The 18969-nt window shown below is 73.5% G+C and carries 16 protein-coding genes; 7 read left to right on the plus strand and 9 right to left on the minus strand.

The window, feature by feature from the left end:
• Both WA788_RS26095 and WA788_RS26100 read left to right on the plus strand, forming a co-directional pair.
• Positions 1-492 (plus strand): GNAT family N-acetyltransferase (locus WA788_RS26095; protein ID WP_335981195.1); only part of this gene is annotated, 492 nt, incomplete at its 5' end.
• Between the two features lie 368 nt (positions 493-860).
• On the plus strand, positions 861-2471 hold the full coding sequence (locus WA788_RS26100; protein ID WP_335981196.1) for a hypothetical protein: 1611 nt from the start codon (positions 861-863) through the stop codon (positions 2469-2471).
• A gap of 160 nt (positions 2472-2631) precedes the next feature.
• On the opposite strand, the gene WA788_RS26105 is transcribed toward WA788_RS26100, so the two are convergent.
• Positions 2632-3633, minus strand: a complete 1002-nt coding sequence (locus WA788_RS26105; protein ID WP_335981197.1) for a hydroxyacid dehydrogenase — start codon at positions 3631-3633, stop codon at positions 2632-2634.
• A gap of 465 nt (positions 3634-4098) precedes the next feature.
• Between WA788_RS26105 and WA788_RS26110 the strand changes: the two genes are divergently transcribed.
• Positions 4099-5247 carry a LacI family DNA-binding transcriptional regulator gene (locus WA788_RS26110; protein WP_335981395.1) on the plus strand — a complete coding sequence of 383 codons (1149 nt, stop codon included), beginning with the start codon at positions 4099-4101 and terminating at the stop codon, positions 5245-5247.
• 22 nt (positions 5248-5269) lie between these two features.
• On the opposite strand, the gene WA788_RS26115 is transcribed toward WA788_RS26110, so the two are convergent.
• The 6 genes from WA788_RS26115 to WA788_RS26140 form a co-directional block, all read right to left on the minus strand.
• Positions 5270-7075, minus strand: a complete 1806-nt coding sequence (locus WA788_RS26115) for a type IV secretory system conjugative DNA transfer family protein (RefSeq protein WP_335981199.1) — start codon at positions 7073-7075, stop codon at positions 5270-5272.
• A 4-nt stretch (positions 7076-7079) separates the two neighbouring features.
• Positions 7080-8498 carry an ATP-binding protein gene (locus WA788_RS26120; RefSeq protein WP_335981200.1) on the minus strand — a complete coding sequence of 473 codons (1419 nt, stop codon included), beginning with the start codon at positions 8496-8498 and terminating at the stop codon, positions 7080-7082.
• A gap of 30 nt (positions 8499-8528) precedes the next feature.
• Positions 8529-10073 carry an SCO6880 family protein gene (locus tag WA788_RS26125; protein WP_335981202.1) on the minus strand — a complete coding sequence of 515 codons (1545 nt, stop codon included), beginning with the start codon at positions 10071-10073 and terminating at the stop codon, positions 8529-8531.
• Complete coding sequence (locus WA788_RS26130; RefSeq protein WP_335981203.1) at positions 10070-11440, minus strand: hypothetical protein; 1371 nt, start codon at positions 11438-11440, stop codon at positions 10070-10072. The genes WA788_RS26125 and WA788_RS26130 overlap by 4 nt, the downstream gene beginning before the upstream one ends.
• Positions 11430-12314: a hypothetical protein gene (locus WA788_RS26135; RefSeq protein WP_335981204.1), complete on the minus strand. Its 885-nt coding sequence runs from the start codon at positions 12312-12314 to the stop codon at positions 11430-11432. The genes WA788_RS26130 and WA788_RS26135 overlap by 11 nt, the downstream gene beginning before the upstream one ends.
• A 199-nt stretch (positions 12315-12513) precedes the next feature.
• A complete protein-coding gene (locus WA788_RS26140; RefSeq protein WP_202238823.1) occupies positions 12514-12822 on the minus strand; it encodes a hypothetical protein in 309 nt (102 codons plus the stop codon).
• A 261-nt stretch (positions 12823-13083) separates the two neighbouring features.
• Between WA788_RS26140 and WA788_RS26145 the strand changes: the two genes are divergently transcribed.
• The 4 genes from WA788_RS26145 to WA788_RS26160 all read left to right on the plus strand — a co-directional run bounded on the left by WA788_RS26145 (position 13084) and on the right by WA788_RS26160 (position 16838).
• Complete coding sequence (locus tag WA788_RS26145; protein WP_335981205.1) at positions 13084-14106, plus strand: bifunctional lytic transglycosylase/C40 family peptidase; 1023 nt, start codon at positions 13084-13086, stop codon at positions 14104-14106.
• A 227-nt stretch (positions 14107-14333) separates the two neighbouring features.
• Positions 14334-15026: a phosphatase PAP2 family protein gene (locus tag WA788_RS26150; RefSeq protein ID WP_335981206.1), complete on the plus strand. Its 693-nt coding sequence runs from the start codon at positions 14334-14336 to the stop codon at positions 15024-15026.
• A 139-nt stretch (positions 15027-15165) separates the two neighbouring features.
• On the plus strand, positions 15166-15828 hold the full coding sequence (locus tag WA788_RS26155) for a hypothetical protein (protein WP_335981207.1): 663 nt from the start codon (positions 15166-15168) through the stop codon (positions 15826-15828).
• Between the two features lie 26 nt (positions 15829-15854).
• Positions 15855-16838, plus strand: a complete 984-nt coding sequence (locus WA788_RS26160; protein WP_335981208.1) for a hypothetical protein — start codon at positions 15855-15857, stop codon at positions 16836-16838.
• Between the two features lie 50 nt (positions 16839-16888).
• On the opposite strand, the gene WA788_RS26165 is transcribed toward WA788_RS26160, so the two are convergent.
• On the minus strand, positions 16889-18415 hold the full coding sequence (locus WA788_RS26165) for an FAD-binding oxidoreductase (protein ID WP_335981397.1): 1527 nt from the start codon (positions 18413-18415) through the stop codon (positions 16889-16891).
• Positions 18416-18719: 304 nt separating this feature from the next.
• A complete protein-coding gene (locus WA788_RS26170; RefSeq protein ID WP_335981209.1) occupies positions 18720-18899 on the minus strand; it encodes a hypothetical protein in 180 nt (59 codons plus the stop codon).
• Between the last annotated feature and the right edge of the window lie 70 nt (positions 18900-18969).

An 18969-nucleotide genomic window follows, 5' to 3' on the forward strand; every position in this document is an offset into this window, starting at 1 on the left:
ACCATGGGATACGTGATACGGCCCGCGCGGCCGGACGAGTGGGAGCAGAGCCGGGAGTTGCGGTTGGCGGCACTCCAGGACCCGGTGGCTCCGGTGGCGTTCGCGAGGACGTACGCCGAGGAGTCGGCGATGGGCGACGAACGGTGGCGGAAGCGGGCGGCCGGGGCCGGCTCGCAGCAGTTCGCCGCCGTACGTGACGGGCGCTGGGTCGGGATGACCGTGGTGGTCGAGGAGCGTCCCGGCTACTTCAGCGTGAACGCGGTCTACCTGGTGCCCGAGGAGCGGGGTACCGGGCTCGCCGACCGGTTGCTGGCGGCCGCCCTGGAGTGGGGCTGGCAGCGGACCGATCGGCTGCACCTGTGGGTGCACGAGAAGAACCCGCGAGCCGAGGCGTTCTACCGCCGGCACGGCTTCGCCCGGACCGGGCGGACGATGCGCTCACCGGTGGACGAGGCCTACATCGAGTACGAGTTGGCACTCGACCGGCCCTGAGCAGCGGTCCCTCGGAGTTCCTTGCACGTTCGGTCCGCGTGCGGTTTCCGCTCCGGTCTCCCGGCAACCGCGTTCTGTACGGTCACCTGCCGGCGCCGTTCTCCTGTGCTGCCACGGGTTTGTGACAGCAGCTACTGCACCATTGCGGCGGGGTTGACGGTGCGGAATGGTGGTCATGTGACCGGTCACTTGGGCTCCGGTTGCCGAGCTGACGCGTGTTGCACGCGTCCACAACAGGGAGGCTGCGCATGGGTACTGATGCGTCGTCCGAGAGAGCGTTAGAGGGTGAGGAGCGTCCTCCGCAGGCCGTCGGTGCGGAGAAGGACGCGGAGGGTGGGTCGGCGGCACGGAGGACCGGACGGGCGCGCGTGAGCGGGAAGGTGCTGCGGCGCGCGTCGATCCTGACGGTGGCGTCCGTGGTCGGTGTCCTGCACCTGACGGGCGGCGCCCTCGCCGACCCGCCCGGTGCGAACGGCGGGGCGCGCGCGGGTTCGTACGGGAGTGACAGCAGCGGGCAGGCGGGGCTCGGCGGTACCGGTGGCGGCCCGCAGTCCGGGGCGATCGGCATCGGCGGCGCCTTCGGCAACAGCTCCAACGGTGCTCCGGCGTCGGCCGGTATGAGCGTCGGCGACGGGAAGACCGGCGCCGGGGCGTCGTCGTACGGCGGGGGCACGAACTCGGCCGGTGCGGGCGCCTCGAAGGCCGGCCCGAGCGGCGGGCTGTCGACCGGCGACGCCACGGCGAGCGGTCCCGGGTCCGGGGCGAACTCCAACGCCGCGACCGGCACCGGTTCGTCGTCCTCCGAGGCGTCCGGCGGCGGGCAGAGCGCGAGTGCGACGAGCGGGGCCAGCGGCAACGGCACCGCCGCCTCCGCCAGTACGAAGGGCGGCGGCTTCTCGGGCGCCAACTCCGAGTCCGGCTCGGTCGGTTCCTCCGCTGCCGCGTCCAGCGCCGACGGCAACACCTCCGCGAGCACCGCCGCGGGGCCGCTGGGCAGCGCGGGCAAGGCCGGGGTCGGGGTGAGCGGCGCGTCCGCGAGCACCTCGGCAGCTGGTACGTCCTCCGCCGGCACCGAGGCGGGCGGCAGCCAGGCGCAGGCGTCCGCGAGCAGTCCCTCGGGGCCGACCTCGGCCACGTCCACGGGGATCGGCAGTCCGTACGGCGGGGTCTCCTCGGCGACGGCCTCCGCGCCCGACGGCGGTACGGCGACCGCCCAGGCGCCCGGTACGGCACCCGCCAGCATCTCCGGTCCGCCCGGAACCAGCGTGTCGGCCAGCGCCTACAGCGGGGCGATAGCCGGCACCCCCGGAGCGATGATCGGATCGCCGTGGGGCGCCACCACGACGTCGACCTCGGCTCCTGCCGACGCGGCGCCCGCGGCCCCGGCCGCCCCTGCGGATTCGGCGCCCGCCGACTCGGCACCGGCCTCAGCGCCCGCCGACTCCGCGCCTGCCGCGCCTGCCGCGCCTGCCGCGCCGGCGGCTCCGGCGGGAGACGCGGCTGCCGCGTCGGCACCCGGCGACGACGGCTCCTCGGACACCGCGTCCGCGGACGCGGGCAGCCCGGCCGGAGACGACGGCTCTTCCGAGGCCGCAGGCGATGCAGGCGATGCCGGGGCCGCCGGGGACAGCGGCGCGTCCGCGGACGGAGCCTCCGCCGACGGAGCTTCGTCCGATGGCGGCTCCTCCGATGGCGGCGCTTCGGCCTCCGCCGGCGATGGCGGCTCCTCCGATGGCGGCTACGGCGGCGACGGCGGCTACGGAGGCAGCGACGGCGGTTCTTCCGCGTCCGGCGGCTACGGCGGCGGCTCCGACGGTGGTTACGGCGGAGGCGACGGTGGGGGCGGCGACGGCGGCGGTTCCGGTGGCTACGGCGGCGGCTCCGGCAGCGGAGGCGACGGCGGTGGTGGCGACGGAGGGGGCTCCGGCGGCGGTTCCGGCGGTGGTGACGGTGGTGGCTCCGGCGGGGGCGGCGAGTAGGACGCGTCCCGTACGCGGCAGGCCCCGGGCGGTGACCCGCAGGGGCTGAACCGGGCGGCCGGCCACAGCATCGCCGTGGCCGGCCGCCCGCTGTCCGCCGGCGCTACGGTCGCAACGTCCCACCCGCCGACCCTGCGCTCACGCGGATCTCTCGCGGACCTCACGCGATCCGCGTGAGGTCCGCGGCCTGCACGCCCCCGCGCAGCGGCTCCCCCTTGATCCAGCGCTCCACCTCGTCGACCGCGTAGGCGCCGAGCCGTTGGACCTCGCTGCCCTGGCAGCCGGCGATGTGCGGGGTGATCAGGACGTTCCGCAGGGAGAGCAGCGGGTGGCCGACGGGCAGCGGCTCGGGGTCGGTGACGTCGATGTAGGCGTCGATCCGTCCGCTGCCGCACTCGTGGGTGAGCGCGTCGGTGTCCACGAGCCGGCCCCGCGCGCTGTTGATGACGGTCGCGCCGTCCCGGAGCAGGGCGAGGCGTTCCGCGTTGAGCAGGTGCCGGGTCTCGGGGAGGTCGGGCGCGTGCACGGTGACGATGTCGCTGCGCCGGCACAGGTCGTCGAGGTCGACGAGCGTGGTGCCGAGGGCCTCGGCCTCCTCGGCGCTGACGTAGGGGTCGGCCAGCAGGACCCGGAAGCCCGCCGCGGCGGCGGTCAGGCGGGCGATGACGCCGCGTCCGATCCGCGAGGCGCCGATCACGCCGACGGTCGCGCCGTCGGCGCCCTGCCGCAGGCGCATCGCGGGTTCGAGTCCCGCGACGTAGCCGGCGGCGGTGCCGAGCGCGCGGTGGGAGGCGAGCCAGATCGTGGCCATGGTGTACTCCACGACCGGTGCGGCGTTGGCGTCGGCGGCCGAGGAGACGGCGATGCCGCGTGCCCAGACCTCCGGGGTGGCGTGGTGGCGCACGCTGCCCGCCGCGTGGATGGCGGCGGCCAGCCGCGGCATGCGGTCGAGCGTCGCGGTGTCGAGCACCGGGCAGCCCCAACCGGTCAGCAGCAGCCGGGCGCCGGCCAGCGCGTCGGCGGCCTCGGGGGCGGTCGGGTCGGTGACCGTGCCGGGGTGGACGTCGGCGAGCGCCTCGAGCCGGGCGCGCAGAGCGGTGGGCAGGACCAGGTCCACGATGTCGGGCCGCATCGCCAGCACCAGCTTCGGCCGCTCCGCCATGTCTGCTCCCTGCGTGTGGTGGTCGTGGTGGTGCTGCCTGTCCGCGTCCGTGCGGCCGGGGGTGCGTGCACGGTGCCTGCCGGGTCCGAGCTGGTCCGGGCGGGTCCGCGCGGTGTCCCCCGTGGCGGCCGCGGTCGGCTGCCCGCTGTCCCGAGTCGCGTGTAACCGGTTACCGCGTCTGACGCGAAGCCTAGGTCGCCGCCCGGGGGGCGGTCAACGGCGCCATCGTGCCCGGGGGCGCCGTGGCGGCGGTATCCTGCGGGTCAGGCGCGGAATTCGGCCACGGTACGGGCCTGCCGCGGGCCCGATGTGCCGGTGCGGCCGCCCGCGGCCGGGCCGTAACCGGTTAGATCAAGAGCCCGGGATGCCGGGTATCCGCCGGTCGTCGCGGCACCAGTACGCTGGGCGGCGGCGCGGTGGGCGTGCGGGCGGCTGCGACGGGACTGCGGACTGCGGATGGCGGAGATGGCGGAGCGTTCATCAGGGCCGGAGCTGGACCCGGGGCCGGGGCCGGGCGGCCGGGCGGGTCGGGGCAGCGGTCGGAGCACCATCCGGGACGTCGCCGATCGTGCGGGGGTGTCCGTCGCGACCGTCTCCCGTGTGCTGGCCGGAAACCACCCCACGTCGGCCGCGGCCCGCGCGAAGGTGCTGCGGGCGGTGAAGGACCTCGACTACGTCATCGACGGCCGGGCCCGGGCGCTGGCCGGCACCGGCCCGAAGACCATCGCGGTGGTCGTCTCCTCGGTGGACAGCGCCTTCTACACCGGTATCGCGCAGGGCGTGGAGCAGGAGGCCGCGGCCCGCGGCCGGCTGTGCCTGGTGTGCAGCCACGGCGGGGACGAGGCACGCGAGCTGGCGCTGCTCCAGATGATGCGCGAGCAGCGCGCGGAGTTCGTGGTGCTGGTCGGCGGTGTCGTTGAGGACGAGCGCTACCGGGCGCGCCTGGCGCAGTACGCGCACAGCCTGGCCGCGGCCGGCTCCCGGCTGGTGCTGTGCGGGCGGTCGGCGCCCAGCCCCGACATGCCGGTGCTGGTGGTGGAGTACGACAACGAGGCCGGCGCGTACGCGGTGGTCAGCCATCTGCTGTCGGCCGGGCACCGCGACATCCTCTTCCTGGGCGCGCTGCCGGGGCACTCCACCATCGAGCAGCGGATCAGCGGCTACCGGCGGGCGCTGGCCGACCATGGCGCAGGGGCGGCCGCCGAGCGGATCGCCGGGGTGGGGCTGCGCCGCGCGGACGGCCACGCGGCGATGCGGCAGCTTCTCGCGGACTGCGGCGGGCGCCCGGAGTTCACCGCGGTCTTCGCCGGTGACGACCATGTGGCGGCGGGCGCGATGGCGGCGCTGCGCGAGTACGGTCTGCGCACCCCGGGGGACGTCTCGGTCGTCGGCTACAACAACGACGGCCTGGCGCAGGACCTCAACCCGCCGCTGACCACGGTGAACATCCCGTCGTACGAACTGGGCCGGGAGTCGGTGCGGTTGGCGCTCGCGGAGAAGGCGGTGCTGGTGCCGGGAGGTGGGCCCCGGGTGCCGGTGCAGAGCCGCCACCTGCTGGGGACGCACCTGGTGCTGCGCGAGTCGGTGGGCCCGCCGCCCGCGCCGCGGGGCTGAAGCGGCGGCCGGGCGGCCCCGGTCAGTGGATGCGGACGGCGTCCGGGACGGTGGGCGGGAGTGCCTCGGCGGTGGCGTCGCCGAGCGCGAGCCGCATGTCGGCCTGCTGCCACAGCGGTGACCGCCAGCGGGCGGTGCCCTGTTCGGGCGAGCGCAGTACCGCGAGGGTCGGCAGCCCGGCGGCGCGGCCCTCGGCGAGGAGCACGGGAAGTTCGGGGACCGGGGCGAGTGCCGCGACGTCGTCGAGGACGAACGTCATTGGTGGGTCGAGCCGACCGGCGGGTGACCTTCCGGCCATGCGCCGGCCGTGCTCGACCACGCTGGAGACGAGTGCGGTCAGCAGGGGCATCGCACCCGGATGGGAACGCGGGTCCTCGATCCGTTCACCCACCACGTAGAGCGTTCCCCGTTCGGCGGTGAACGACTCCAGGTCGAGGCCGCCGGACTTGGCGGGGGTGCAGGCGTCGCGGATGTGCACCGAGTTCAGCGGTTCCAGGGCGCGCCGGATCAACGCCTGGGCGGCGTCCCGGCGTTCGGGGTGGGCGTGCAGCACCGACTCCAGTTCGCCGCTCCAACCCGAGGCGGCGGCGCGGTCGCTGCGCAGCACACGGACCGCCTCACCGGCGCTCGACCCGCCCGCAGACCACCGCTGCACCTGGCGGAACGGCCGGCCGTCCACGGCGGCCGCGTGCAGCCAGCAGCGCAGGAGCGTCACGGCGGCGTCGTGCACGATCGCCTCGTCGGCGCGGGCGGTGCGCAGCGGGGCGAGCAGCGCGGCCGCGCGGGTGCGGGCGGTGTCGGGCCGTTCGCAGCCGCCGTGCGGTGCCCACCGCAGCCGGCCGGGCACGTCCACCAGGTGGGCGGGGTCGAAGACGTGCACGGGGCCGAGCTTCGCCCGGTTGCCGGCGGTCTGGTGGTAGGTGTCGGGGTCGGCGGTGGTCACCACCACCGGGCCGGCGGCGGCCAGTACGGCCGGCTGTACGACCTGCTTGGCCTTGTCGCCGCGCGGCGCGGCGAACAGCGCGTAGGTGCGGGTGATCTCGCCGTCGGCGAGCGCGGCCAGGGGTGCGGTGGCGGCCGGGCCGGGCGCCGGGCCGGCCGCGGCGGTGGCCGCGCCGGTGGGTACCAGGCCCTCGGCGTGCACCGGCGGGATCTGCGTGGTCGGGGCGTCCTCGGCGGCAGGGGTGCCGGGCGGGCCGGGGGGCACCGCGCGCGGCACCGTACGGAACCAGGCGTCCAGGCTCTCGTCGCCGCCGCGGGCGTACGACGGCGGGGCGGTGCGGCGGCGCGGTGCGGGTACCTCCGCGGGGCCGGCGCCGTCCTGTCCGCCCTGCTTCCCGGGCGCAAGCGCGTCGCCGTCGTACTCGTCCTCGGCCTCGTAGGCGGCAGCGTCCTCGGCGTCGTCGGCGTCGTACCCGGACGCCTCCTGCGCGGGGTCCGGGGTGCGGGCGGCGCGGCGGGGTGTCCGGGTGCGGGGCGGGCGTTTGCCGCGCAGCCGGGCCACCGTGTTCAGCAGCCAGACGACGAAGACGACCAGCAGCGCGATCTGCGCGGCGAGCACCCACCAGAACAGCTGCGCCCCCGGCAGCTGCCCGCGGGGCACCTGGGGCCAGGCGGTGGCCATGTCGTGCGGCTGCGTCACGAGGAAGCGCATCGCGTGGGGGGTGCGGGTGAAGCGCACGCCCTGCGGCCAGGAGCCGTGGGCGAGCACCGCGGCGATCCCGGTCGCCGTCCACACCAGCAGGGTCACGCCGAGCAGGAGGCCGATGATCCCGACGATCAGGCCGTCGGGCAGGCCCCCTGTGCTCTCCTTCTTTCGGGCCGCCATGACCTCACGCCACCGCGTCGTCTGCCAGGTGCTTGGCGAGGGCGGCCTTCGCCGCGTGCGCCTCGGCCCGGGCCTCGGCCTCGGCTTCCGCCTCGGCCTCGATGCCGGCGAGGTGGTCCTGCGAGGACTCCGTCATCGCCCGGTCGGTGAAGACCAGGGGCCGTTCGGCCTCGGTGATCAGGTGCTTGACCACCTGTACGTTGCCGTTGACGTCCCACACCGCGATGCCGGGGGTGAGGGTGGGGATGATCTCCACCGCCCAGCGCGGCAGTCCCAGCACGCGGCCGGTGGCTCTCGCCTCGTCGGCTTTCTGGGCGTAGATGGTGCGGGTGGAGGCCATCTTCAGGATCGCCGCCGCCTCCTTGGCGGCGGCGCCGTCCACGACGTCGGACAGGTGGTGCACCACCGCCACGAAGGACAGGCCGAGCCGCCGGCCGAACTTCAGCAGCCGCTGGAAGAGCTGGGCGACGAACGGGGAGTTGATGATGTGCCAGGCCTCCTCGACCAGGAAGATGCGCTTCTTCCGGTCCGGCCTGATCCAGGTGTGCTCCAGCCACACGCCCACGATCGCCATCAGGATCGGCATCGCGATGGAGTTGCGGTCGATGTGGGAGAGGTCGAAGACGATCAGCGGCGAGTCCAGGTCGATGCCGGCGCTCGTCGGGCCGTCGAACATGCCGCGCAGGTCGCCGTCGACCAGCCGGTCCAGCACCAGCGCCACGTCCAGGCCCCAGGCGCGGACGTCGTCCAGGTCGACGTTCATCGCCTCGGCGGACTCCGCCACCGGGTGCCGCAGCCGCTCCACGATGTCGTTGAGGATCGGCTGGCGGTCCGTCACCGACTCGGCGACGTAGCTGTGCGCGACCTTCAGCGCGAAGCCGGACCGCTCGTCCAGGCCGCGGCCGAGAGCCACCTCGATGATGGTGCGCAGCAGCGCGAGCTGCCCGGTGACGGTGATCGCCGGGTCCAGCGGGTTGAGCTTGATGCCGCCGTCCAGGGCGGCCATCGGGTCCAGCCGGATCGGGGTCAGGCCCAGGGCCTGCGCGATCAGGTTCCACTCACCGACGCCGTCCTCGCCCTGCGCGTCGAGCACCACGACCTGGCGGTCCTTGAACCGCAGCTGCCGCATCACGTAGGTCTTCTCCAGCGCCGACTTGCCGTTGCCGGACTCGCCGAGCACCAGCCAGTGCGGGGCGGGCAGCTGCTGGCCGTAGAGCTGGAACGGGTCGTAGATGTACCCCTTCCCGGAGTACACCTCGCGGCCGATGATCACACCGGAGTCGCCGAGGCCGGGCGCGGCGGTCGGCAGGTAGACCGCCTGCGCCTGGCCGGTGGAGGTGCGGACGGGCAGCCGGGTGGTCTCGACCCGGCCGAACAGGAAGCTGGTGAACGCGTCGGTGATCGCAGCCAGAGGGTCCAGCATGGGCATCGGTGGCCTCCTCCTCCGGGCGGGCTAGCGGCGGATGCCGGTAGCGAACGGCAACGTGTTCACGAAGGCCCGGTGGTGTTCACGATCGCACCATTCGAGCTTCAAATACGACTTACCCGCGGAAGCGCGGATGGTGCGCTTGTCGCGCGCCAGCGCTTCGGGGGAGCGCGCGGAGACCGTGATGTAGCCGACCAGGTTGACCCCGGCGGCGCCGCTGGCCAGGTCCTCGCCGCGCTGGTCGATCCGGCCGTGGTGGGCGACGTCCCGCGGGTCGACCACCCGGTTCATCTTCGCGGCGCGGCTCGCCTCGGCGTCGTCGTTGGTCTTCTCCGTCAGCATCCGCTCGATCGCGACGTCCGTGGGCTCCAGGTCCATGCAGACCGCGACGGTGCGGATCACGTCCGGGGTGTGCACCAGCAGCGGCGCGAGGAAGTTGACGCCCACCGGCGTCATCGGCCACTCCTTGACCCACGCGGTGGCGTGGTGCCAGGGCGCGCGGGTGCTGGACTCCCGGGTCTTCGCCTGGAGGAACGTCGGCTCGGTGGCGTCCAGTTCGGCCGGCCACGCGTTGCGGCGGGTCATCGCCTGGATGTGGTCGATCGGGTGGTCCGGGTCGTACATCGAGTGCACCAGCGACGCCAGGCGAGCCTGGCCGAGCGGCTGCCGGACCCGGATGTCGGCCTCGGCGAGGCGGGCGCAGATGTCGTTGAGCTCGCGCGCCATCACCGCGGCCAGGCCGGCGTCCTTGTCCACCCGGGCACCACGGTGCGGGGTCGCGCGGGCCATCGCGTTGCCCTCGGCGGCCAGTTCGCGGGTGAAGTGCATGCACGCCACCAGGTAGGCGCGGTGCTGCTCGGAGGAGGTCGACACCATCGACTGGAGCTGGTCGTAGGAGTCCTGGAGCCAGCGCGGGGCGTCCGGTTCGCCGCGCTGCGCGACGTCCTTGGCGTGTGCGTCGGGGTCGGCCGGCAGCGTACGGGCGAGCATCTGAAGACGCGTCACGAAGCCGTCGCCGTTGGCCACGTGCTTGAGCAGCGTGCCGAAGCGCTCCACCAGGGCTTCCTGGTCCTCGCTGTCGCGCAGCCCGACGCCGGGGCCCTCGATCTCGATCGCCGCGGTGACGGTGCGGCGGTCGACGTGCAGCAGCACCGCCATCTCGTCCGGCCCGAACGGCGCGGCCAGCCAGGTGATCCGGCCGATGCCCGGCGGCGGCCCGACCTCGACCTCCTTGCCGTCCAGCGAGGTGCCCGCCTCCTGCGCCGAGGAGCGGTATGTCGGGGAGACCCGCAGGGTGCGGCGGTAGGCCCGGTTGATCTCGAACCAGCGGTAGAACGTGCGGCGCCGGTAGGGCATGTACACCGCGGCGAGCGCCAGTACCGGCCAGCCGACCAGGCCGATGATGCGCAGCAGCAGCACCGGGATGAGCAGGCCGGACATCATGCCCAGCGCCGCCCCGACGATGATCAGCGCGATCTCGCCGGTCTCGCGGTTCTTGCCGACGATCGCGTTGGGGCGCGCCTTGCCGATCAGGTATGTGCGGCGCGGTTGGGCGAACGGCTGGGTCGTCATCGGCGCTCACCTCCTTGGGAAGAGCCTTTGTTCGAACCCGGTGCCGGTCCGCGGCCGGGGCCGGACCGGTACGGGGAGCCGCCGAGCGGGCCGCTGCCCGAGCCGCCGCCCGAGCTGCCGGAGCCGCCGGAGCTGCCGGAGCCGCCCGAGCCGCCGGAGCCGCCGCGCGTGCTGTGCGCGGCCATGCCGCCGGCCACCGGGTTGGCGGGCTGGCCGCCGCCCTGGGCCTGCTCCTGCGGGCCGCCGCGGGCGCTGTGCGTGGTGATGCCCTGGCGGACCAGCGCGGCCGGCGAGGAGATCACCGCGGCCGCCGAGCTCTGGCCGCTCGCCTTGCGGTTGTTGCGCAGGCTGACCACGTCGTCGCCGAAGCCGGGCACGAAGCGGTAGATCATGGCGCTGGCGAAGATCGCCAGCAGGATGATCGCCAGGCCGGAGACGACCGCGGAGAACGAGTCCGGGCCGTTCTTCGACCCCGACAGGGCGCCGGCCAGGCCCAGCACGATCACGATCACCGGCTTCACCAGGATCACCGCGATCATGATGCCGGCCCAGCGCCTGACGTGGTGCCACATGTTCTTGTCCACCAGGCCCGCGTAGACCGCGGTGCCCAGCAGGGCGCCGACGTACAGCAGCGCGGCGCGGATCACCAGCTCCAGCCAGAGCACGCCCGCGGCCAGTACCGACACCAGCGAGACCACGATCAGCATGACCGGGCCGCCGCCGATGTCGTCGCCCTTCTTCAGGGCGCCGGAGAACGAGCCGAAGAACACGTCGGTGTTCGACTTGGTGCCCGACGAGATCACGTCGGTCACCGCGTCCGTGGCCGAGACCACGGTGTAGAGCACCAGCGGGGTGAAGGCGGAGGCGAGCACGGTCAGCCACAGGAAGCCGACCGCCTCGGTGAGCGCCTCGGTCATCGGCACCCCGCGCACCGCGCGCTTGGCGACGGCCAGCAGCCACAGGATCAGGGTGAGGATGGTGGAGGCGGCGAACACGACGGCGTACTGCCGCAGGAACTCGGTGTTGGTGAAGTCGACTTCGGTGGTCTTCGTCACCGCGGTGGACAGCTTGTCGATGGTCCAGGAGGCGGCTTCGGCGCAGCCCTTGCCGAGGGAGGTGAGCGGGTCGAGGCTGCTGGTGCCGCTGTCGCCCTTCGGTGAGACGGGCGTGGTGCCGCTGTTGCAGTAGTCCTTGGTCGGACCGGACAGCAGGCTGCAGGTGTCGTTGGTCGCCGAGGCGGACGGGGTCGGCGTCGGCGTGGCCGAGGGGTCCGCCATCGCGCGCGTCGCGGCGGTCCACAGGACCGTCTGCACGGCGACGACGGCTGCCGACAGGGGCAGGAGCCGGGTGCGGGCGCTACCGCGCATAGGTGAACCCTCCGTACTGCTGTACGGCACCCGCGATCTGGTCCGCCGTGGCGATCTGCTGGTCCCCGCTGACCGGCGCGGGCCCGTCCTGCTGGCTGGACGAGGCGATCTTCCAGTCGCCGCCCGAGCCTGCCGAGCCGCCTGAACCTCCCGACCCCGTCCTGCCCGGGGCCGACGCCTGCCACACCAGCTTCTCGGTGATGGTGAACCAGGAGGCGGTGACGGGCTTGGTGGAGTCCTTGCCGGCCAGGCCGGCCAGCGCGGTGCACCAGACCTCCACGGTCGCCGCGTCCGCGCTGCTCGCGGTGGTCTTCGTGCCGACCGGGATGGTCCGGGAGACCAGGGTCAGGCCCTGGGGCGCGGAGCCGTCCGGGTTGAGGCCGAGGGCCTTTATCGCGCCCGCGGAGTACGCCTGGTCGAGTGACGTCTGCAGGGACGCGGTCGCCGACGGGGCGTACACGGTGGCCACGATCCGGTGCCGGGTGGCGGTGTCGAACATGTCGACGCCGCCGAGGGCCACCGCGTAGTTGGCCGCGGCGGACTGGGCGCCCTGCTGGGTGTGGGCGAAGCCGGCCGGGATGCCGTTCGACGAGCCGGTGACGGGCAGTTCGCCGGTCGGCGCGGTGGCGGTGGCGGAGCTCTTCGCGGCGGAGCCACCGCTCCCGCTGCTGCCGCCGGAGCCGGCGTCGTCGGTGCTGGAGGAGGAGCCGCCGCCGCGGGTGGCGAACGCCAGCGCCGCGATGAGCACGACGATGACGCCCACGACGGTGACCAGGGCGCGCCGCGGCTGCGGGCGCCGCCCGGCCGGGCCGTGCGTGCCGTGGCCCTCGGGGAACCGGGTCCGGGTCGGGGGACCGTCCTGGCCGAGGCTCATCGTGCGGTCGCCCCCCGGGGCGCCGCGGGCACGGCGCGGAGGCGCGCGGCACGGCGGGGCGAGTCGCTGGGAACGACAGCGCTGCTTGGTTGAGTGGGCATCAGCACGCAGCCTCGGTCGGAACGGTGGAGCCTGGGACGGGCTCCGGGGGGAACAGGGGCACCCGCGGGTGCCGGTACGGCGGTTTCGCCCGGACGGGCTAGATCGCCATGCCGTAGACGATGGTGAACAGCGTGCCGAGGGAACCGATGATGAACACGCCGGTGAGCCCGGCGATGATCAGTCCCTTGCCCTGCTCCGCGCTGAAGGTGTCGCGTAGTGCGGTCGCGCCGATCCGTTGCTTGGCCGCGCCCCAGATGGCCAGGGCCAGGCACAGCAGGATCGCCACTGCCATGACCACCTCGACCATCACACGCGCTTCGTTGCCGAGGGAACCGAAGGGTCCCCAGTCCGGGGCGATGCCACCGATGATGGTGTTGATGTCGCCCTTCGCCGCTGCCAGATACATGTAACTCACCACCCCGCTCGATCAGTTGGCTCCCTCGCCGGGGCGCAAGGGGCCATCGTCTATCTTGACGGAGGATTCCGCTCTTGGATGTCGACTGGGCGACTTTCTCAGCGGATTGTCCGTGTGATCCGCCCCGCAGCAGCCACACTGGTGAACGGACCGGTGTTCGAGGGATACAGACGACTACTGTGTGTATCACGAGCATCACGTTAGGGCAACGAAGAGCGTGGGATCGTCCAAGGACCGGAAGGGTGGGGACTCGTGCGCCGGATCTGGCTCGTCGTCATCATCGCGCTGGGCCTGTGCTTTTCGTTCCTCGCGCTGCTCGTGGTGGGCACCTTCTCGGCCGCGGCGGGGCTGAGCGACGACGAGAACGGCCAGGCGGTGACGCTGGCTCAGGGCGCGGTGCCGGCCGAGTACGAGCCGCTCGTGGCGAAGTGGGGCAACCTGTGCGCGGCGCTCAACCCGGCGCTGCTGGCCGCGCAGCTGTACCAGGAGAGCGGCTGGAACGCGCACGCGCAGAGCGGGGCCGACGCGCAGGGCATCGCGCAGTTCATCCCGGGCACCTGGGCCACCCACGGCATCGACGCCAACGGCGACGGCAAGGCCGACGTGTGGGACCCGCAGGACGCGATCCCCTCGGCCGCCAGTTACGACTGCCAGCTGGCCTCCTACGTCAAGAACGTGCCCGGTGACAACACCGACAACATGCTGGCCTCCTACAACGCCGGCGCCTACGCGGTGATCAAGGCCGGCGGCGTCCCGCCGTACGCCGAGACGCAGCACTACGTGAAGATCATCCGCACGCTCGCGGAGAGCTTCGCGGCGCCGGTCGCCCGGTTGCAGCCGAGCCAGCAGGCCGCGGGTGCGATCACCTACGCGCAGTCGAAGCTCGGCACGAAGTACCTGTGGGGCGGCGAGGGCACGGCGGCGCAGGGCGGGCGGTTCGACTGCTCGGGGCTGACGCAGGCGTCGTACCGCGCGGTCGGGGTGACCCTGCCGCGGGTGGCCAACGACCAGTGGAACGCCGGGCCGCACCCGAGCCGCGCCGAGCTGCTCCCGGGCGACCTGGTCTTCTTCGCCTACGATCTGAGCGACCCGCGCTCCATCCACCACGTCGGGATCTACGTGGGCGGCGGGTACATGATCGACGCGCCGCACACCGGTGCGGTGATCCGGTTCGACCCGATCGACTCGCCCGACTACATCGGCGCGACGCGGGTCACCGAGGGTGGGGCGCAGGCGCTGCCCACCGCCTCGGCCGCCTCCTCAGCCGCCTCCTGACGGCCCGTCGCGGCGCCGCGGCGGCGGCCGGGCCGCCCGTTCGTACGACTGTTCTGCCTGGTCACCCTTGCATAACAGCATGGTGATCATCTGGCGAAGACCGGAACGCTACGTAGTGTGCCGGCCGTTGTACGGGGGAGAATGGGGCGAGACGCAAGCGACGGGGGTTGCGCACGAGCCGACCGTGGACGCATGTTCCGTGCGTTGCCCGATGAGGGGTGGACCCGATGGCGAAAGTCGCAGGCGACACTGTGAACCCCGACGTCAGCCTGCTGCGCGAGGTCAACGGCCTGTCCGGGCACACCCCGCACGGCGTGGACCGCGCGGTCGAGTGGATCGGCGGGTACGGCCTGGTCGCGCTGGCGTTCGTGCTGGCCCTGTGGTGCTGGTGGCGGGTGGCGCGGCGCGCCGAGGACGCGCCGGCCGCGGTCGCCGGGGTGCTGTGGTCGGGCCTGGCCGCCGGCGCCGCCACCCTGCTGGACCTGCCGATCCGGGCCCTGGTGCAAAGACCCCGGCCCTACGTCGACCACGACGGCCTGCGGGTGCTGGTGCACGACGGCGGCTACTCCTTCGTCAGCGTGCGCAGCGCGGTCATCGCCGCGGTCGCGGTCGGCCTGTTCACGGTGGACCGCAGGTTCGGCGCGATCGCGCTGCTCGCGGCCCTCGCCGAGGGGTTCTGCGACATCTACGTCGGCACGTACTACCCGACCGACGTGGTCGGCGGGTTCGCGCTCGGCGCCGCGACCGCCCTGCTGCTGACCGCGCCCGCGCTCGCACTGCTGACCGCGCTCACCACCCGGCTCTCCCGCGGCCGTGCCGCCCCCCTGGTCCGCGCCGCCCCCGGCCCCACCCCCGCCGCCCGCCGCCTAGACCCACGCGAAATCGGCCACCACGCCACCGACAAGGACCTCGCGGCGTAGCCCGGCCCGTCCCCCGCGGCCGGCCCGCGTGCCGGGCGCGTCACGGATCGAACCATCCGCTTCCAGACACATGCTCCTCCCCGGTACCGTCGGACCGCTTGCTTCACGCACGTTGACGAATCACACGGGGGATGCCATCGTGACCCGCTCTTTCCTTCCCACCGCGGCGGTCACCTCGGCCCTGGCCGCGGCCGCTGTACTGCTCGCGGGCTGCGGCGGCGGCTCGGGGGGCTCGAAGACGATCGACTCGTCGGACCGGACGACGACGTCCGCTGCCGCCCCGACGCAGACGGCGACGGCGACACCCTCCGACCAGGCGAAGGGGCCGTCGACGGCGTTGCCGAAGGACCTGACGATGACGTTCGACTGGCCCTCGACCGGGGACGCCACGAAGGACGCCGTGCTCGACGGCGGTCGGCAGTACCTGAAGGCGTACAACCGTGCCGCGGCGGCCCACGACCTGAAGGACCCCGCGTACCAGTTCTACTCGCGGGACGACGCGCTGACGTACGCCCGCGACCAGATCAACCAGAACATCAAGGACGATCTGGCCCCCACGGGTCTCGACCGCTACTACTCGGCGACGGTGTCCGACGTGCAGGCCGGGTCGGCCACGCTGAGCTTCTGCGAGGACCAGAGCAAGAGCTACAGCAAGGAGGTCAAGACGGGGAAGGTACTGGTGACGACACCGAGCATCGACGACTACTACCAGTACAACCTGCTGCTGTTCAAGGACACGTCGAACGGTGTGTGGCAGGCGTCGAAGATCACCGTGCTGGAGGCGCCGAAATGCAAACGCTGAGGCGTCGCTCAGCAGGGATATGCGTGGTGGCGGCGGTGGCCCTGGTCGTGGTCGGCAGCGGGTCGGCGTCCGCCCGGCGCACGACCACGACGACGACCGGCGGGAGCAAGGACGGCTCCATCGACGCCTCCGTCAGCGCCTATGAGGTCACGTACACCCCGGCGACACCGCCCAAGGGGCACCCGCTCGCGGCGAACAACGGGTGGACTCCGCCCGCGTGCTGGCAGGCGCCCGCCGCGACTCCCGCGGAGTTGAAGGCGGAGCGGGAGGCGGTGTGGGCGGAGGACTCCACCGGCTACGCGTGGGACGCGGCCCAGCAGGACTACTACGTCAAGGGGCACCCGCACAAGGACTTCGAGCTCGCCAACGCCGGCAAGGGCATGTGGTGGAACGGCCAGGTGAATCCGAACCGGATCGCGGACCCCGCCTCGCTGAAGTGCTTCAAGGAGCAGGACGACTGGGTGCTCGACGGCGACACCCCGCCCGACCCCCAAGGCCCGGTGGTGACCCCGGAGATCCTCGCGCAGTCGGCCTACGACCGCATTCGCATCCCGGAGAACCCGGTGCAACTCTCCCCGGCCGCGGACCACGTGCAGACGGTGAACGTCAACACCTGGGCGTGGCTGGACAAGGGGGACGTCGCACCGGTGTCGGTCACCGCCAGGCTGGCCTCGCTGAACATGTGGGCCACGACGACGGCGACACCCGAGGGGCTCCACCTCAAGGCCGGCACCCCGGACGCCGACCTCTACCCCGCGTCCGGTGACTGCCCGCTCAACGCGGACGGCTCGATCGGCACCGCGTACGTCAGCAGCGACGGCAACGGTGTTCCGCCCTGCGGTCTCACCTACCGGCGCTCGTCGGACGGCGGCACCTTCCCGCTCAGCGCGACCATCACCTGGAAGGTGACCTGGACCGGCAGCGGCGGCACCGGCGGGAACCTTCCCGGCGGCAGCTTCGAGTTCGACCAGGACGTCCGGGTCCAGGAGATCCAGTCCGTCAACCGCTGAACGGCCCCCGGCGGCGCTTCACCTGACGGCCGGTCGACGCCCGTGGCCCGTCACAGGGCCTGGGGGAAGTCGAAGAGGCGGGTGGGGTCGAGTTGCTTCTTCAGGGCCGTGAGGCGGGCGGCGTTCGGGCCGTAGTAGGCGGTGCGCCAGTCGGACAGGGACGGGTCGGTGTAGTTCTGGTAGGCGCCGCCGGAGGCGTAGCGGCGCATCGCGGTGTGGGTGGAGTTCAGCCAGGTGGTGTCGGCCAAGGCGTGGGAGGCGAGGTACTGGGCGAGGAAGCGTGAGCTGCGGTGCGCGAAGGCGGTGGCGGTGGCCGAGGGGCGGTTGACCGCGCCGCCCAGCGCGGTGAGGGCGATGCTGCCGGCCCCGCCGCCGGACCGCCCGGCGAGCTGCTGGACCTGAGCCAGGAGGGCCTGGACGCCGCCGTCCGGGAGGTTCACGTCGTAGAAGTCCGAGCGCGCGGTGTATGTGTCACGCTCCAGGCTGCCGGCCGGCGCCAGGTGGCACTGGGCGGCGCTGCGGCCCTCGCAGCCGGCGTAGGAGAACATCGCGTCGACGTAGGTGTGCGGCCGCAGCGAGACCGAGGCGGCGGGGGAGCCGACCGCGGTGGCCAGCCGGTCCGCGGCCGCGGCGAGGTCGTCGCGGGAACCGGTGGACGTCATCGCCACCGAGACGGTCGGGGTCTGGCCGACCGTGCAGTTCAGGTCGAGCGCGGACCAGATGTGGTCCGGCAGGTCCGGGCCCCAGCTCTGCCAGCCGCGGACGAGGTCGGCGGCGCGGCTCCACGGCCAGGTCAGGTAGCCGGTGACGACGTCGGGCACCGGGTGGGTGGCGAACGTCAGGGACGTCACCACCCCGAAGTTGCCGTTGCCGGCGCCGCGCAGCGCCCAGAAGATGTCGGGTTCGGCGTCGGCCGAGACCTCGTGGCTGCGGCCGTCGGCGGTGATCAGCGTCGCACCGGTGAGGTTGTCGCAGGTCAGCCCCATCGATCGGCTCATCACGCCATGGCCGCCGCCGAGTGCGAGCCCGGAGACGCCCACTGACGGGCAGGAGCCGCCCGGCACCGTCCTGCCCTGCTGGGCAAGGGTGTTGTAGACGTCGATGAGCTTCGCGCCCGCGCCGATCGTGGCGGTGGTGCCGTCCAGCCGGATCGAGTCGAGCTTCGAGACGTCCACGATCAGGCGGCCGTCGCCGCTGGACCAGCCCGCGTACGAGTGGCCGCCGCTGCGGACCACCGGGGTCGTGCCGGTGCGGCGGGCGAAGTCCAGGCAGGTGCGGATGTCGTCGGCGCCGGTGACGTACGCGACCGCCGCCGGGCGCAGCGAGTCGAACCGGGTGTTGTACAGGCGGTGGTCGAGCTCGTAGGCGCTGTCCTGCGGGCGGACGAGGGTGCCGTCCAGGGACTTCGCCAGCGCCGGCCAGTCCGGCTTCACCGGGGAGGCGGTCGCCGAGGCCAACGGGGTCGCGGACGTGGCGGCCGTCGAACCCGGCGTGCCGGACGGGGCTTTCGCGTCGTCCCCGCCGTCGTCGTCGCACCCGCTCAGTACGGTCGCCGCCAGCGCTCCGCCGCCCGCCATCAGCGCGGTGCGCCGCGCGAGTCCGCGGGGGCTGCCGCCCCGGTTCGGGCTGTCGGACCGGGCCGTGCGTTCCACCGTTGCCACCCTCGCGTCAGGCCCTCCGGCGCGGGAGGTGGGTGCCTTCTCCCGCACCCGTGCCGCTCAGAATCCCAAGACGCCGCACCCCCGTTGCCGGTTGCGGGTTTTTGCGGGCGGTGGCGGTCGGTGCCGGTCGGTGGCGGGTGGGGCGCCCCGGCCCGGGCGCCGTTCCTCCGGGAGTGCCCCGTTCCTCCGGGGCCCCGCTCCTCCGGGAGTGCCCCCGTTCCTACGCGGAGTGCTCCGCGGCGTCGCGGCGGGCGCGGTCGCGGGCACGGCGGGCGGGCCCCTTCCAGCCGCAGGAGCAGCGCGCGGACGCGAAGGACCCGCGCTCGACGACGGTCACCTCATGGCGGCTGCCACCGCCGGCGGCACCCGCGGCGGTGGTGGACGATCCGGGGTCGGACACGCCTCAACCGTAACGGGCGTGACGGCCCGCTCAAGACCGTCGTTATCCGGGTGAGACCCAGCCGGTGGGG

Origin of the sequence: Streptomyces sp. CA2R106 (genome assembly GCF_037034245.1) — a bacterium.
GTDB lineage: Bacteria > Actinomycetota > Actinomycetes > Streptomycetales > Streptomycetaceae > Actinacidiphila.